We start from the raw sequence: 12900 nt of genomic DNA, 5'->3' as shown, positions 1-12900 counted from the left end.
CGTCCCCGTTGCTTCGGTATGAAATTATCGTCTTCTCTACAGCTGGCCCTTGGGCTGGTCTTTTCTGTTGTCATAACCCCGGCTATTGCCCAAACCGTGAGCGTGGAGCCTGAAAGCCATTGCTTGATGCTACCCCTCGACCCAACGAGTAGGGCGCAGGCCTCAGCACTGGTAGTGGAAGGTGAGGTGCTGGATGCCCGCAGCTTCTGGGACGCCCGCCACCGCCGCATTTATACCGCGCATCGGGTGCGTGTTTTCAAAGTATTTAAGGGTGCCGCCGCCGCCGAGCTAACTGTTATTACGGAAGGAGGCACCGTAGACCTGAGTCGGCAGGAGCTGACGAATACGCTGCGTTTGTTTCCGGGCGAGCAGGGCGTCCTGTTCTTGTATCCGGCCCCGTTTTCTGGTATTGAGTCGGCAGGCCAGGCATGGACGGCTTACGGCAGCGAGCAAGGCTTCATTCGCTACGATCTGACGAAAGCTTCGGCTTCGGAGCCTTTTCGGCAGTATCCGCTGGTAAGCCAAAGCTTTTATGCTGACTTAAAGCTGACCACGGGTCAGTCGACGTTGGAAGTGAGCGCTAACCCGGTATTGGCTGCAGCGCAGGCCCAGCGGGCGCGGCCGGCCGTAGCGGCTAAGGGTACGGCACCAGTCGTGTCTGGTGTGACCCCACTCCTCATTACGGCCGGTACCAACTCCGTGCTAACCATCACCGGGTCTGGATTTGGCGCCACACGCGGCACCGGCTTTGTCTCTTTTCTGAATGCCGATGATGGGGGCGAAACCCGGACCCGTGCCAAAGCATCGGACTACCTCAGCTGGTCCGATACCCGGATTCAGGTACGCGTGCCTTCCAACGGCACGGTGCCTTCTCTACCTAACAGCAGCGACCCCGAGCGCAGCGCCCCCGCTGGCACCGGCCCCGTGCGCGTGACATCGGCTGAACAGCTAGAAGGCACAAGCGGCGTTCCGATAACAGTATTGTATGCCGTGAGCAATGTGGAAACGGATGGAACCGGCGAAATTGTTCGGCCGGGCCATATCAATCAAAATGGAAAGGGAGGATACACGCTCCGCCTCGAGTCGGGCCTGGCTGGCAACGCGGCGGCGGTAGCTGCTTTCCGCCGGGCTTTGGCTACTTGGCGCTGTCAAACGGGTATGAACTGGGAAATTGGCGCTAACAGCACGAAGCGCGGCTCGGATGAGGACTCAGAGAATGTTATCGGTTTTGACTTTGGCACCGGCGATACACAGCTGCCTACGCGCGTATTAGGCCGGACCACCAGTTATTACGAAGGCTGCCGCATAGGAAATGGCCCCGTTTACTTCTGGGTCTCAGAGATTGATATGCAACTGGATACTGAAACCGCTTGGCAGTATGGACCAGGAAATCCTTCTACCAACCAGATTGACTTCGAATCGGTGGTAGTACATGAGCTGGGACACGCGCAGCAACTCTCCCACGTAATTCTGCCCGCCGCCGTGATGCATTACGCGGTAGCGCGGGGGCAGCAAAGTCGGCAGATAAATCCGGTAAGCGATATAGCTGGGGGGCGTTTATTGCTGCGTACCCGCAGCTTTGTGCCGCCCGCGTGCGGTAGCGTAACGCCCATGCTGCCCGCACCCCTAACCAGCGTAGACGCCAACGCCCTAGCGGGTATCGGTAACCAAGTAAACTGGACTACACAGGATGAGTGTTTCCTGCGCGAATTTGTCATTGAGCGCGCCGTTGATACAACTGCTTGGCAACCATTAGCCACCGTGCAGCCCGGCAGCACGGGGGGGCAGTACACGTATATAGATGCTAATCCGCTGCCGGGACGCTCGTTCTACCGCCTGCGCGTTCGTCGCCCCGATAACAGCCTGGATAATACGCAGCCACGAGCAGTTACGGCGCTGGCCGGTGGCCCGGTGGTGGAGGGTTTACAGCTTTTCCCTAATCCATTGGATGAAGGACCAGCCAGCTTGCTGTACATAGGAGCCGCTACCGGCCAGCTCACCCTCGATATTTATGATGCCGTAGGGCGGAGGCGTCGTACGGAGCAAGTCAACTATCAATCGGGCCGGCCTTTTTTCCTCACCCTCACCGATCTACGGTCAGGATGGTACATCGTGCGCTGGCGCGACCAGACGGGTAAAACGGGCTCACTCAATTTCGTGCGCTCCACAAACGAATAAAGCCAGTAAAAAGCCCCCCAGAAGATTACTGGGGGGCTTTTTACTGGCTTTATTCGTTTTATTCTAGCGCTCCAGCAGCATAGCTCCGTATGAATAGCCACCGCCAAAAACGGTGATGATAATTCGCTCGCCGGGCTGCAGGCGGGGGTGATAGTCGGCGAGGGCAATGGCGGCACCCGCGCAACCGGTGTTGCCCAGGTCCTGAATGTTGGAAATGGCGCGCTCCGGGGGTAAGCCTAGTGCCTGCACTACATTCTTGGTGATGCGCAGATTGGCCTGATGCGGAATGAGGTATGTCACATCATTGACTTCCAGCTTATTGTGCTCCAACACCTCGCTTGTAACGCGGGCCATATACTGACAAGCGTGCGTGAACACGTCGCGGCCGTGCGGCATCACGATGCCTTTTTCTACAGGTTTGAGTGTCACGGCGGTATCGGCTTTGCCTACGTGAGCAGCACCACCGGTTCTCACGTCTACTATGCGCAAGTCACTTTCAGCTAGGCGCTCCTTACTAATGAGCAGGGCTGCCGCCCCATCGCCCCACAGGTGACCAGCTATGGTATCTTCTTCGTTGTTGTAGGCCGTGTTATGCTCCGATACGATTACTAAAGCCCTAGTGGCTTTATTCATAGCAAAATAACCCTCCACAATTTCCACGGCATTCAGCAATGAAGAGCAGGCGGAGGAAATACTAACCACCGGAATGTCGGCAACGCCCAGCTCACGCTGCACGGCATGGGCTAAAGTATAAATGGTGTCGTGGGGCGTGTAGGTGGCACCTACAATGAGGTCGATGCTATCGGCGGCAATAGCGGGCACCGCCGCCAACACGCGACGCGTGACCTCGGTGGCCATGGTGTTGGTATTTTCGCCAGGCGCAGCCTTGCGCCGCTCCCGGATGCCGGTGCGCTCAATAATCCAGTCGTGGGAGAGGCCGTTTAGGCGGGTAAAATGCTCGTTGGTAATAACCTTGGTGGGCACATACGCCGCTACCTGATGAATGTACACGGGTGGGGTGGGGCTGAATGAGGGCAGTAAATGAGGCTGCAAGTTACGGCGCTGCCAGAGAATGCGCCATCAAATGACGTCATGGCCCGTACTTTGTGCCCTCATTTAACGTTCAAACAGCCTTCGAGTCTCGGAGTTCCGCCGCTATAGTAATAAGATTATGATGTTTTCCTTTGGTACACGCATGGTTTTCACGGGTTTACTGCTGCTACTGAGCCTAGCTGCCAGCGCCCAGAAATACCGCACCGCCGCGGGCCTGCGTGTCGGCAGAGACAACTTTGGCGTAACGGTGCAGCAAAAAATATTTGAACGGACCACACTGGAAGGCATTGGTCTGATAGGTACCCGCGAGGTAAGCGCTACACTGCTGGCCGAGCAACACTTTGGTTTGCTGGGCAAAAGCCTGAACTATTACCTCGGCGGCGGTGCCCATATTGGCACCCAAAAAGACAACGGCGGCTTCGGCGGCTTCGATGCCATTGCGGGCGTGGAATACAAAATTGCTTTCGTGCCCGTGGTGCTGTCCCTGGATATAAAGCCCAGCGTGGAAATCAGTAGCGACGACTGGTTTCGGTTTCCGGCGGCCTTGTCGGTACGCTATATCTTGATCAAAGACAAGAAAGAAGGCTTCCTGAACGGTGTTTTCGGTGATGGTGACGACCGCGACGACCGCCGCCGGCAACGGGAGCGCGAGCAGAAAAAGCGCGACCGCAACAAAGACGACTCGCCCCGCCGAGGCCTGTTCGACTTCTAAAAAAGCCCCCCGCTACAGCGTAAACACGCTGATCAGGGCTGATACTATCATAGAAATGCTTAATACCAAGCCGTAGGCTGCCATCATCAGGAGCACTTTGGCGAGGGTTTTGGGCCACGGCTGCCCGAAGTTGTTGCGGAGTGCCAAGTAAAAATACACGGCTGGCAGGAAGAAGAGCACCGGCTCAAACCAGTCGCTCATATGCAGATAGCCAAGCAGCAGATTCACAATGAACAGCACAAACACGAAGCTGTGAAAGTGAAGAGAGAAAATGAGGTGAGCCAAGTAGTACTGGTGCTGCCGCCGGTATAGCCCCTTCAGGAGCAAGGCAAATAGTGGCATGAGCACAAACATGACCGTAGGCAGCATTCGAATCCACTTGTTCGTGATTTCGTCGGGGCTGGCATTGAGCGACCGAATGGTTTGGCGCAGCGCGAAGCGGCGCATGGTGGTAGGCTCCTCTCCCCGGCTGCGGATGGCCGAATCGAGGCGCGCGGGGGTCGGGTCTTTGCCTAAGGAGAGAAGCTCTGCCTGACTAAACTTCAAGTTGAAAGCCGCGGTCAGCGGAGAGTCGGACGAATCAGCCTCATATACTTGAAACTTGGTTGACTCAGGAGCGTTAGCGCGCACAGAATCAGTGACTTCTTGCACGCTTTTCATCTTCAACAGCCTACTAGTGGGCTCTTTACTAACCGTGCCCATGCTCAGGGACAGCAAAAAGAAAAAGACGAAGCTCAGAAAGACGTACAACCGGATAGGCGGAACGTACGGCATTCGTTTTCCTTTTAAAAACCGCTTGGTAAGCTCACCAGGCTTGAAAAGCAACAGCTTAGCCGTGCGGAATACCTTGCCGTCGAAGTGAAATAGGCCTTCCAGCGTTTCTTCCAGCACATGGCCGGCCGAGAGGCTAAGCTCATGATTCTGCTGGCCGCAGCGGGGGCAAAATTCGTTGGGCAGGTTGGGAGGGAAGCTGTAGTGGCAATTGGCACAAGCCGGGAGTTTGGTAGCAGTATGAGCCATAAGCAAACAAATAAACGATTGGGCCGCAAGCCACGGAAAACGCGGGCACAAGTACGAGCTTTTAATTTAGCCCTCTATATAGCTTCGTTGAATTTTACGCAATAAAAAAGCCCCCAGCAATCTACTAGGGGGCTTTTTTATTGCGTGACGAAACAGATTTAGCTGCTGCGGACACGGCCGCTGCCCGCCGTGGAGGCATTTATCTGCGGCTTGCCGGTCACGTACACATTGCCGGAACCAGCTAGGCTGGCGTCGAGCGTTTTGGTGACTTCGATGCGGCAGTTGCCCGAGCCGCTGATGGTCACGCGGCAGGTTTCGCTGCGCATGTTGGGGGCATTTACCTGACCTGAGCCGCTAATGCTTACTTCGTGGCGTGGGCTGGTGCCCGACATGGTGATTTCGCCCGAACCCGATACCGACGACTTTAAGCGGTTGGCTTGCACGCGGCCCAGCTTCATGTGGCCCGAGCCACTGACGGAAAGTTGCAGCTCGTTGCCTTGAATGGGGTCGGTGGCGGTCATATTACCCGAGCCGCTTACGCCCAAAGCCTCAATGGTAGGCATGGTGACGTAGACGGTGACCGGCCGTTTGAAGCTGTACGACGACCAGCTGAGGCCCCCCGTTTTCTTTTCCTGTTTGGCGCCTACGCGTAGCTTGCCGTTGGTTACGGTCGTTTCTATGTGTGAAAGGTCTTCGGGCGAAGCCTCAACTTCTACCTTCTGCGTGCTGCCCTGCCGTAATACGATGTTGAAAGAGCCCGCCAGATTGAGATGCGTAAAGGCCGGCACACTACGCACTTCGCGCTCAGCAGTTGGCGCCAGACGGAAAGCCGACAGCACAAATAGAGCGGCCAGCAGGGGAAGAAAGAACAAGCGTAGGTTTTTCATGGCACTCAGAATAAGTGAAAGGTTAGAAATCAACTATAAGATGGGGAAGATTTATCAACCGTTGCCTGCCTCTCAGACTTTATGAATGGAAGCAAAAATTATTATAAAAAAGCCCCCAGGAAAGACTCTGGGGGCTTTTTCTAGCTTGATAACTCGTTCAGTAAACGCACTGCCTCGTCGGCTCTAGCAGTGGGTACAAAAAGGTGATCGTGGTAGAAGGCCGATACCGCATTCACGCTGATGCCATGCGTTGCGAGCCTAGCGGTAATGCGCGCCAGAAAGCCCACCGCTTCCAAGCTGGAATGTACATTCAGCGTAATCATCCGACACGGGTAACTGTAGCTCAGGGCCGCTTGCTCCGCTTGAGCTTTCGTCATAATAAGCGTAAGTCCTTCCGCCTCCCAAAACGTGCCCACCGGAGTCACTGATTCTGGTGTTGCCTGCCCAGCCGGTAGCGTGCAAAACACATACTCTTCGGCCTGAAATACGGGCTGCATGGTGCGCAGCAGCTGCTCCAGGTTTTGTTCGCCGCTCATGGCCGTGGCTGTTACCAAATCTTCACGCGGGCGGAGTCGGGGAGGTAGAGCTTCTGACCGGGTTTTACGTTGAAGGCTTCGTAGAACTCTGGCACATCAGCGAAGGGGCCGTTTACGCGGTACTTAGCCGGGGAGTGCACATCGGTGAGGATACGCTGGGCCAGCACTTCGTCGCGCTGATGGCCTTGCCAGCCGAGCGCGTAGCCGAGAAAATAACGCTGCACGGGCGTGAAGCCGCCAATTTTTTCTCCCTTCTTGTACTGCTCAGTTTTCTTGAAGGCATCGAGGGCAATGACAATGCCCCCCAGATCGGCAATGTTCTCGCCGGCCGTGGCTTTGCCATTAATACGCATGGAATCGAGCACGGTGTAACCGTTGAACTGGCGCACAATGCCGTTGACACGCTGCTGAAAGGCGGCGCGGTCCTTTTTACTCCACCAGTTGCGCAAATTGCCTTTTGCATCAAACTGGCTGCCCTCGTCATCAAAACCATGCGTTAGCTCGTGGCCGATGGTGCTGGCGCCGGCATACCCGTAGATGACGGCATCGTCGGCGTTTTTGTCGATCAGACCAGGAATAGAGAAAATGGCCGCTGGCAGCACAATCTCGTTGTTCGACGGGTTATAGTAGGCGTTGTAGGTTTGGGGCGTCATTTCCCATTCCGTGCGGTCTACCGGCTTGCCCAGCTTATTTACCCGATAGCGATACTGCCATTGCTTGGCACGCATCACGTTTTGGGCGTACGAGTCGCGGGCAACTTCCAGGGTAGAGTAGTCGCGCCACTTGTCGGGGTAGCCTACTTTCTTGCTGATTTTGGTCAGCTTCACCAACGCCTTTTGCTTGGTCGAGTCGCTCATCCAGTCCAAGGCTTGAATGTGCTCGCGGAAGGCTGCTACTACGTTTTCGGTCAGCTTCTCGTAGCGCTCTTTGGTTTCGGGAGTGAAGTATTCTTTCACAAACTGCTGGCCCAGGATTTCGCCCATGGCATCTTCCTCTTCATCTAGCACCCGCTTCCAGCGCGCACGCTGCTCCTTCTGGCCTTGCAGTACCGTACCGTAAAACCGGAAATGCTCATTATCGAGCGGGCGGCTGAGGTTGGAGGCGTACGCATTCACTAGGTGCCACTGCAAGTAAGCCTTCCAGTCGTCGATGGAAGCCGTTTGGAGGAGCTTTTCGGCTTGCTTATAAAACTCAGGCTGGCCCACAATCACCGTATCCAGCTTGCCCAGCTCCATTTGCGTGAGCAGGGTTTTCCAGTTGAGGCTAGGAGCAAGCTTGCCCAAGTCGGCTACCGCCATCTTGTTGTAGTTGGCGTAGGGGTCGCGAAGGTCTTCGAGCTTGCGAGAAGAGCCCGCCAGTGCGGTTTCTAGGCGAATCACGCGGGCGCTGTTGGCCTGTGCCTGCCCCGAATCTTGCCCGCTGAGTTGAAGCATACGGGCTACGTGCCGGCCGTATTCCTTACGAATGTTGGCGGTGCGGGCGTCCTTATTAAAGTAGTAGTCGCGGTTGGGTAACCCTAAGCCCGACTGCCAAAGGTAGGCAGTCATCAGGTCGCTCTTTTTGGCGTCCTGGTTGATAAATACCCCAATGAGGGCATCTACGCCCAAGGGTTGTAGCCGAGCAATAACCGCCGGCACATCCTGCACGGTGCGCATGGCCGCAATGCGGTCGAGCTCAGGCTTGAGGGGCATAATGCCCTGCTTGTCAATCGTGACTGAATCCATACCGGTGGCGTAGAAGTCACCGATTTTCTGCTCGTTGCTGCCGGGTTTGGCCTTGGCTTTGGTGGCTTCTTCGTTGAGTTTGCGTAGGCGAGCGTACACTTCATTTTGCACCTCCTTGGCAATGCTCCACGAACTTTCAGAGGCCGGAATGGGGTGCTTCTTAAGCCAGGCTCCGTTGGCATACGTGAAAAAATCGTCGCCGGGGTTTACCGTGGTGTCGGCGTTGGCCTGTAGCAGATCGGGCTGACCGGAGCCGGTTTTATCCGAGGACTGGCAGCCGCTCAACGCCAGCAGAGCAATGGGCAGGGCAAAAAGCCATTTGCTCGCAGCAAAAGAATAGGTCATAAAGAAGAAGTTTGGCTGAAAAACGATGGCTAAGCTACCAGTTCCGGGCAATTATTGAACACTGACGGCTTAGGTTGTCGCCGCGTTGCACGCCAGCTCCCGACACTAGGCGCTGGCTTGTGGACTTTACCAAAGTAGCTGTCATGCTTCGACAAGCTCAGCATGACGGTCGAAAAAGCCCCCAGAGCTTGAATAAATGACTAGCGCTGGAGAAAAGCGTCACGTTTAGCGCGGCGGCACGTACCTTGGGCTACGATGTCACTGAAGCTGCTTGTCCTACTCAATTTCGCCTTGGCTGCCTACCTCACGGGTCTTATCTGGACGGTGCAGCTGGTGCATTATCCCAGCTTTGCCTTTGTGGCTGCCGATAAATTTGTGGCGTTTCATCGGGCGCATTCTTCGCGCATGGGCTGGGTGGTAATGGCCCCGATGGTGGCCGAACTGGGGCTGGCAGGGTGGTTGGCTTGGCAGGGGCGGGCGCTGGGAGGCAGTGTGTGGTGGAGCCTGGCGCTGGTGGTCTTTATCTGGGCGGTAACATTCTTTGTGTCCGTACCTTTTCACAACCGCCTCGCCCAAGGCTTCGATTATATTGCCATCGATGGACTAGTGCGCACCAACTGGCTGCGTACGCTAGCCTGGACGGCGCGCTGCTCATTGCTCGGCTATATACTCTGGCGCTTGCTGTAGGCGTAATTTTGCAGTTTTGCTTTCTGATTTTTACTAGAATTAATGCTTCCGCCCGCCGAATATTTCTGGCCCGAGTTACAAGTGCAAACCAGCCGCAGCAGCGGGCCTGGGGGGCAAAATGTCAATAAAGTAGAGTCGCGGGTGGAACTGCGGTGGCAGGTATCGTCTTCCCATCTTGTCAGCGACGAGCAGAAGCAGGTGCTGCTCCAAAAGCTAGCCTCGCAGCTCACCACCGAAGGCTACCTGCTGGTAACGGCTCAGGAAGACCGTAGCCAGCTGCGCAATAAGGAAATTGCGCTCCAGAAATTTCACGATTTGCTCAAGCGGGCTTTGCACAAGCCCAAAGCCCGCAAAGCCACTAAGCCCAGCAAAGGCGCCGTGCGCAAACGCTTAGAAACTAAGAAAAAGCACAGCGAGAAGAAAGCTAATCGGCGGCTGGATTTGTAGAGGCAATGGTCGTTTATGACTCAGCAGTCTCTAGTTTAAGTCCAAGCCAAACAGCACCCCAAACCAGGGCTTGCGCTGGTATATCCAGTGCTGGCCATCAGGGCCTAGTAATTGATCGGCTCCGATGGCTAGGCCCAAATTAAAGATGCGGGCATCATAAATAGCCGCGGCTCCCACGTGCACCACAAAGCCTTCATATTCGGCCACACGTGTCTGCTGATTCGTGACGTCAGGATTGATAGTAGAGGAACCCAACCCAGTGAACAGGCCATATCCTAAGCCAACAGTCCGAACCTGCGGCTCTTGCTTTCCATTTAAGTGCTGCCGGCTGTTGACATGGTAAAAGTCTAGCCGACGACCATAATAAACTGCCGCGTTGAAGTTGGTATTAAGCTGTAAGGGCAGCGCTCCTTGGGGTGGACGAGCCTTAAAAGGAATTGTAAAGACGTCTAAGTCAAACTTACTGTCTAGCAGAATGACGTGCTGCCCGCGGCGCAATGGATAGCTAAAACGGCGCTGACTATGCGTTGCAGCATCGTTGTCATCTTTGGGCTGCGACAGAAATCTTAAGGAATCCTGCACCTGCTCCACATATACAGCACGCTCCTTCCCAATGGCAGCAGCCAAGGCCGGGTCGTTTGTACGAAAAAGCTGGTAGTCGCCAGATGCAAGAGTGGGTAACGTTCCTACCGCAACGCAACCTGTAAAAAGCCCCCCACTCGCTAGCAAGCCTGCCAACAACAGGAGACAGAAACGTAGTTTGCGGTGCCGGCTATTAAAACGCAGCATATTCTATCACTTGACATTTTACAACTTCTGGGGATGGAAGCTAAGCTAAATCCAGCCCTTTCGCTTAAACCAAAAGTAGATGCCAACGGAAATGAACACCATGGCCGCCATGGCCCCCGGATAGCCCATTTTCCAGGTCAGTTCGGGCATGTACTCGAAGTTCATTCCATAGACACCGGCAATAAAAGTTAGGGGCAGGAAAAAGGCCGAAAACACCGTGAGTACGCGCATGGCCTCATTTGTGCGCTGCGACGACAACGACAGGTACAGGTTCATGAGGTTGGTGGCAGCCCCATCGAGTTGCTGATAGAGCGTTTCTACTTTCACCTGCAGATCCTGGGTGTCTTGCAGCAGGGTGCTATCGGTGCTAGCAGACTGTCGCCGCAGCATGGTCAGAATGTCGCGGGTGAGGAGAAGGAGCTGCTTCGCGGCCGAGGCCTTGCGTTTGAGAAAGTAGAGGCCCTGCAGCGCGTTGGGGACTTCCTTTTTCAAAAATATTTCTGCCTCATAATCGTCCAGCTCCTTCGTGAGCGTGAGGGCAGGCTGCACGTAGCTATTGAGGGCATAGCGAACGAGGTGAATGGCTATTTCGGAGGGTGAGTTGCACTCCCGGCCGGGCGCACGGGCTACCTTTTTCAATTCGCTCAGCACCGGGTGCGGCAGCCGGTGCACGGTAATCAGATAGTCGGCGGCGTAGAAAACGGCAATCTTGGTGCTTAGCTCCTGAATAGTATCGGCCTCGCTATTCTCGGGCGTAATAAATACCCTCAGAATGACAAAGTTCAGGCCGTTGGTGGCTTCAAACTTAGGTAAGTGCGTGGGCTCCAAACAGTCGCGCACCAGCGAGTCGGGAAGCTGGTACTGCTCCGCTACGGCTTGCAATTCCGCTACGGCAGGATTAGTAATATCGAGCCAGGCAAAAAGGCTTTCTTGCTGGGTAAGAAGATGTTCTGTCATAAGCCATAGAAAGTAACTGGCACGCTGCCTCGGCTAACGTACGGTGCGGCTGTTGGGTACGGTTACTTTCCGGCGGGCTAAAGTTGGACTACAGCAGCGTGCCGCTCAGGAATAGCAGGGCAAACGAGAAGTAAATCACTAGCCCGGTCACATCAACTAGTGTGGCTACAAAAGGGGCCGATGAAGTAGCTGGGTCGGCACCGAGGCGCTTGAGTAGCAACGGTAGCATAGAGCCGCACAAGGACCCCCACAACACGATGCCGACCAGCGAAAAACCAACCGTAAACCCAATTTGCCAGTAGTATTCGCCGTATTCATTGGGGTACAGGCGCGACCACAACAGGATACGCAATAAGCCAACCACTCCCAAAATGCCCCCAGCATCAGGCCAGTAGCCAGTTCGCGGCGCATCACGCGCCACCATTCGCCCAGGTTCAGCTCGCCCAGCGACATGGCCCGGATAATAAGCGAAGTAGCTTGGGAGCCCGCGTTGCCGCCCGCACTGATGATGAGCGGAATAAACAGCGCCAGTACCACCGCCTTGGCTATCTCTTCCTCAAAATACCCCATGGCCGTGGCCGTAAACATCTCCCCAATCAGCAGAATTACGAGCCAGCCGGCGCGTTTGCGCACCATGCCCAGCAGCGGAATACTAAGGTACGGCTCGTCCAGAGCCTGCGAGCCACCAAGCTTCTGGATGTCTTCGGTATCTTCCTCTTCCCGAATATCCAGAATGTCATCAATAGTCACGATGCCAAAGAGCACGCCTTCGTCATTGACGACGGGGAGGGCCACCCGGTCATTTTTGCGAAACACCTCAATGGCTTCTTCTTGATCCTGCATGGTTTGGAGGTGCACGAAGCGCCGGTCCATAAGCTCACTCACGCGCTTACTGGGGTCGGCCAGCAACACCTCCCGGATACTGATATCGTCGATAAGCACACCACGGCCGTCGGTGACATACAGCAAGTTTATGGTTTCCGATTGCCCCCCGTGCCGCCGAATATAGTCGAGCACTTGCTGCACCGTCCAGCTCTCACGAATAGCAATGTAATCGGGAGTCATCAGGCGGCCCACGCTGTACTCGGGGTAGCCCAGCAGCTCCAGCGTTACCTTGCGCTCGGCCTCCGATAGCGTCTGAATCAGCTCTTTTACGAAGTCATCGGGCAGAAACTCTAGCAGCGCCGTCCGGTCGTCGGGCGACATCTCGTTCAGGATATCCGAGATTTTATCCTGACTCAGATTGGCCAGAAAGTGCCGCTGCACGTCTATTTCCAGGTACTCAAATACCTGCGTGGCCAGCTGCAAAGGCAGCAGCCGAAAAATAATCAGTTGTTCGCGTTCGTCTTCCTCTTCGATCAGCTCCACCACTTCGGCGGGCTCAAACTTCTTGAGCAGTTCTTTTAATTTAAAAAATTCGCCCTCCTGAATCAGGGACGTAATCTGGTCGGTGGTAGGGTGCTGATTCATGAACTGCTAAGAGGAGTGCTTCGCTAGGCAAGGATGAGTTAGTGAGAATTGGCCTCTCAAAATTAACCTAAAAAAACGGCCTTGCTGTAAACTAG

The 12900-nt window shown here is 55.2% G+C and carries 11 protein-coding genes and 1 pseudogene; 4 read left to right on the top strand and 8 right to left on the bottom strand.

Annotation, left to right across the window (positions count from 1 at the left end; all coding sequences use genetic code 11):
• Positions 1–18: 18 nt before the first annotated feature.
• Positions 19–2178 carry a matrixin family metalloprotease gene (locus EPD59_RS20100; protein ID WP_133274338.1) on the top strand — a complete coding sequence of 720 codons (2160 nt, stop codon included), beginning with the start codon at positions 19–21 and terminating at the stop codon, positions 2176–2178.
• 63 nt (positions 2179–2241) lie between these two features.
• Here the strand turns inward: EPD59_RS20100 and EPD59_RS20095 are convergent, their stop codons facing one another.
• Positions 2242–3189: a 3-oxoacyl-ACP synthase III family protein gene (locus EPD59_RS20095; RefSeq protein WP_133274770.1), complete on the bottom strand. Its 948-nt coding sequence runs from the start codon at positions 3187–3189 to the stop codon at positions 2242–2244.
• A 160-nt stretch (positions 3190–3349) separates the two neighbouring features.
• Between EPD59_RS20095 and EPD59_RS20090 the strand changes: the two genes are divergently transcribed.
• Entirely contained in the window at positions 3350–3943 is a 594-nt protein-coding gene (locus EPD59_RS20090; RefSeq protein WP_133274337.1) for a hypothetical protein, read from the top strand.
• A gap of 12 nt (positions 3944–3955) precedes the next feature.
• Here the strand turns inward: EPD59_RS20090 and EPD59_RS20085 are convergent, their stop codons facing one another.
• The 4 genes from EPD59_RS20085 to EPD59_RS20070 form a co-directional block, all read right to left on the bottom strand.
• Complete coding sequence (locus EPD59_RS20085) at positions 3956–4963, bottom strand: DUF3667 domain-containing protein (protein ID WP_133274336.1); 1008 nt, start codon at positions 4961–4963, stop codon at positions 3956–3958.
• A 158-nt stretch (positions 4964–5121) separates the two neighbouring features.
• A complete protein-coding gene (locus EPD59_RS20080) occupies positions 5122–5850 on the bottom strand; it encodes a head GIN domain-containing protein (protein WP_133274335.1) in 729 nt (242 codons plus the stop codon).
• Positions 5851–5990: 140 nt separating this feature from the next.
• The gene (locus EPD59_RS20075; RefSeq protein WP_133274334.1) at positions 5991–6386 is read right to left on the bottom strand and encodes an ACT domain-containing protein; all 396 of its coding nucleotides are present in this window, start codon (positions 6384–6386) and stop codon (positions 5991–5993) included.
• Positions 6387–6397: 11 nt separating this feature from the next.
• Positions 6398–8455 carry a M13 family metallopeptidase gene (locus EPD59_RS20070; RefSeq protein ID WP_133274333.1) on the bottom strand — a complete coding sequence of 686 codons (2058 nt, stop codon included), beginning with the start codon at positions 8453–8455 and terminating at the stop codon, positions 6398–6400.
• Between the two features lie 255 nt (positions 8456–8710).
• On the opposite strand from EPD59_RS20070, the gene EPD59_RS20065 reads away from it, so the two are divergent.
• Both EPD59_RS20065 and arfB read left to right on the top strand, forming a co-directional pair.
• The gene (locus EPD59_RS20065; protein WP_133274332.1) at positions 8711–9142 is read left to right on the top strand and encodes a hypothetical protein; all 432 of its coding nucleotides are present in this window, start codon (positions 8711–8713) and stop codon (positions 9140–9142) included.
• Positions 9143–9184: 42 nt separating this feature from the next.
• Positions 9185–9589 carry an alternative ribosome rescue aminoacyl-tRNA hydrolase ArfB gene (gene arfB / locus EPD59_RS20060; RefSeq protein ID WP_133274331.1) on the top strand — a complete coding sequence of 135 codons (405 nt, stop codon included), beginning with the start codon at positions 9185–9187 and terminating at the stop codon, positions 9587–9589.
• A 30-nt stretch (positions 9590–9619) separates the two neighbouring features.
• Here arfB and EPD59_RS20055 read toward each other — a convergent pair whose 3' ends face one another.
• From EPD59_RS20055 to mgtE, 3 genes and pseudogenes are all read right to left on the bottom strand, one after another.
• Entirely contained in the window at positions 9620–10216 is a 597-nt protein-coding gene (locus EPD59_RS20055; protein ID WP_165963678.1) for a hypothetical protein, read from the bottom strand.
• Positions 10217–10423: 207 nt separating this feature from the next.
• Positions 10424–11335: a magnesium transporter CorA family protein gene (locus EPD59_RS20050; protein ID WP_133274329.1), complete on the bottom strand. Its 912-nt coding sequence runs from the start codon at positions 11333–11335 to the stop codon at positions 10424–10426.
• Between the two features lie 88 nt (positions 11336–11423).
• Positions 11424–12805 (bottom strand): annotated as a pseudogene (gene mgtE, locus EPD59_RS20045) (magnesium transporter).
• Positions 12806–12900 lie beyond the last annotated feature (95 nt).

Origin of the sequence: Hymenobacter radiodurans (assembly GCF_004355185.1) — a bacterium.
GTDB lineage: Bacteria > Bacteroidota > Bacteroidia > Cytophagales > Hymenobacteraceae > Hymenobacter > Hymenobacter radiodurans.
The sequence above is the reverse complement of the archived record's forward strand: the minus strand, read 5'-3'. Positions and strand labels throughout refer to the sequence as shown.

Excerpts from the sequence above, each read along its gene's own strand:
- EPD59_RS20100 (WP_133274338.1), top strand. The coding sequence starts at position 19 with ATGAAATTATCGTCTTCTCTACAGCTGGCCCTTGGGCTGGTCTTTTCT.
- EPD59_RS20090 (WP_133274337.1), top strand. The coding sequence starts at position 3,350 with ATGATGTTTTCCTTTGGTACACGCATGGTTTTCACGGGTTTACTGCTG.
- EPD59_RS20085 (WP_133274336.1), bottom strand. The coding sequence starts at position 4,963 with ATGGCTCATACTGCTACCAAACTCCCGGCTTGTGCCAATTGCCACTAC.
- EPD59_RS20080 (WP_133274335.1), bottom strand. The coding sequence starts at position 5,850 with ATGAAAAACCTACGCTTGTTCTTTCTTCCCCTGCTGGCCGCTCTATTT.
- EPD59_RS20075 (WP_133274334.1), bottom strand. The coding sequence starts at position 6,386 with ATGAGCGGCGAACAAAACCTGGAGCAGCTGCTGCGCACCATGCAGCCC.
- EPD59_RS20070 (WP_133274333.1), bottom strand. The coding sequence starts at position 8,455 with ATGACCTATTCTTTTGCTGCGAGCAAATGGCTTTTTGCCCTGCCCATT.
- EPD59_RS20065 (WP_133274332.1), top strand. The coding sequence starts at position 8,711 with ATGTCACTGAAGCTGCTTGTCCTACTCAATTTCGCCTTGGCTGCCTAC.
- arfB (WP_133274331.1), top strand. The coding sequence starts at position 9,185 with ATGCTTCCGCCCGCCGAATATTTCTGGCCCGAGTTACAAGTGCAAACC.
- EPD59_RS20050 (WP_133274329.1), bottom strand. The coding sequence starts at position 11,335 with ATGACAGAACATCTTCTTACCCAGCAAGAAAGCCTTTTTGCCTGGCTC.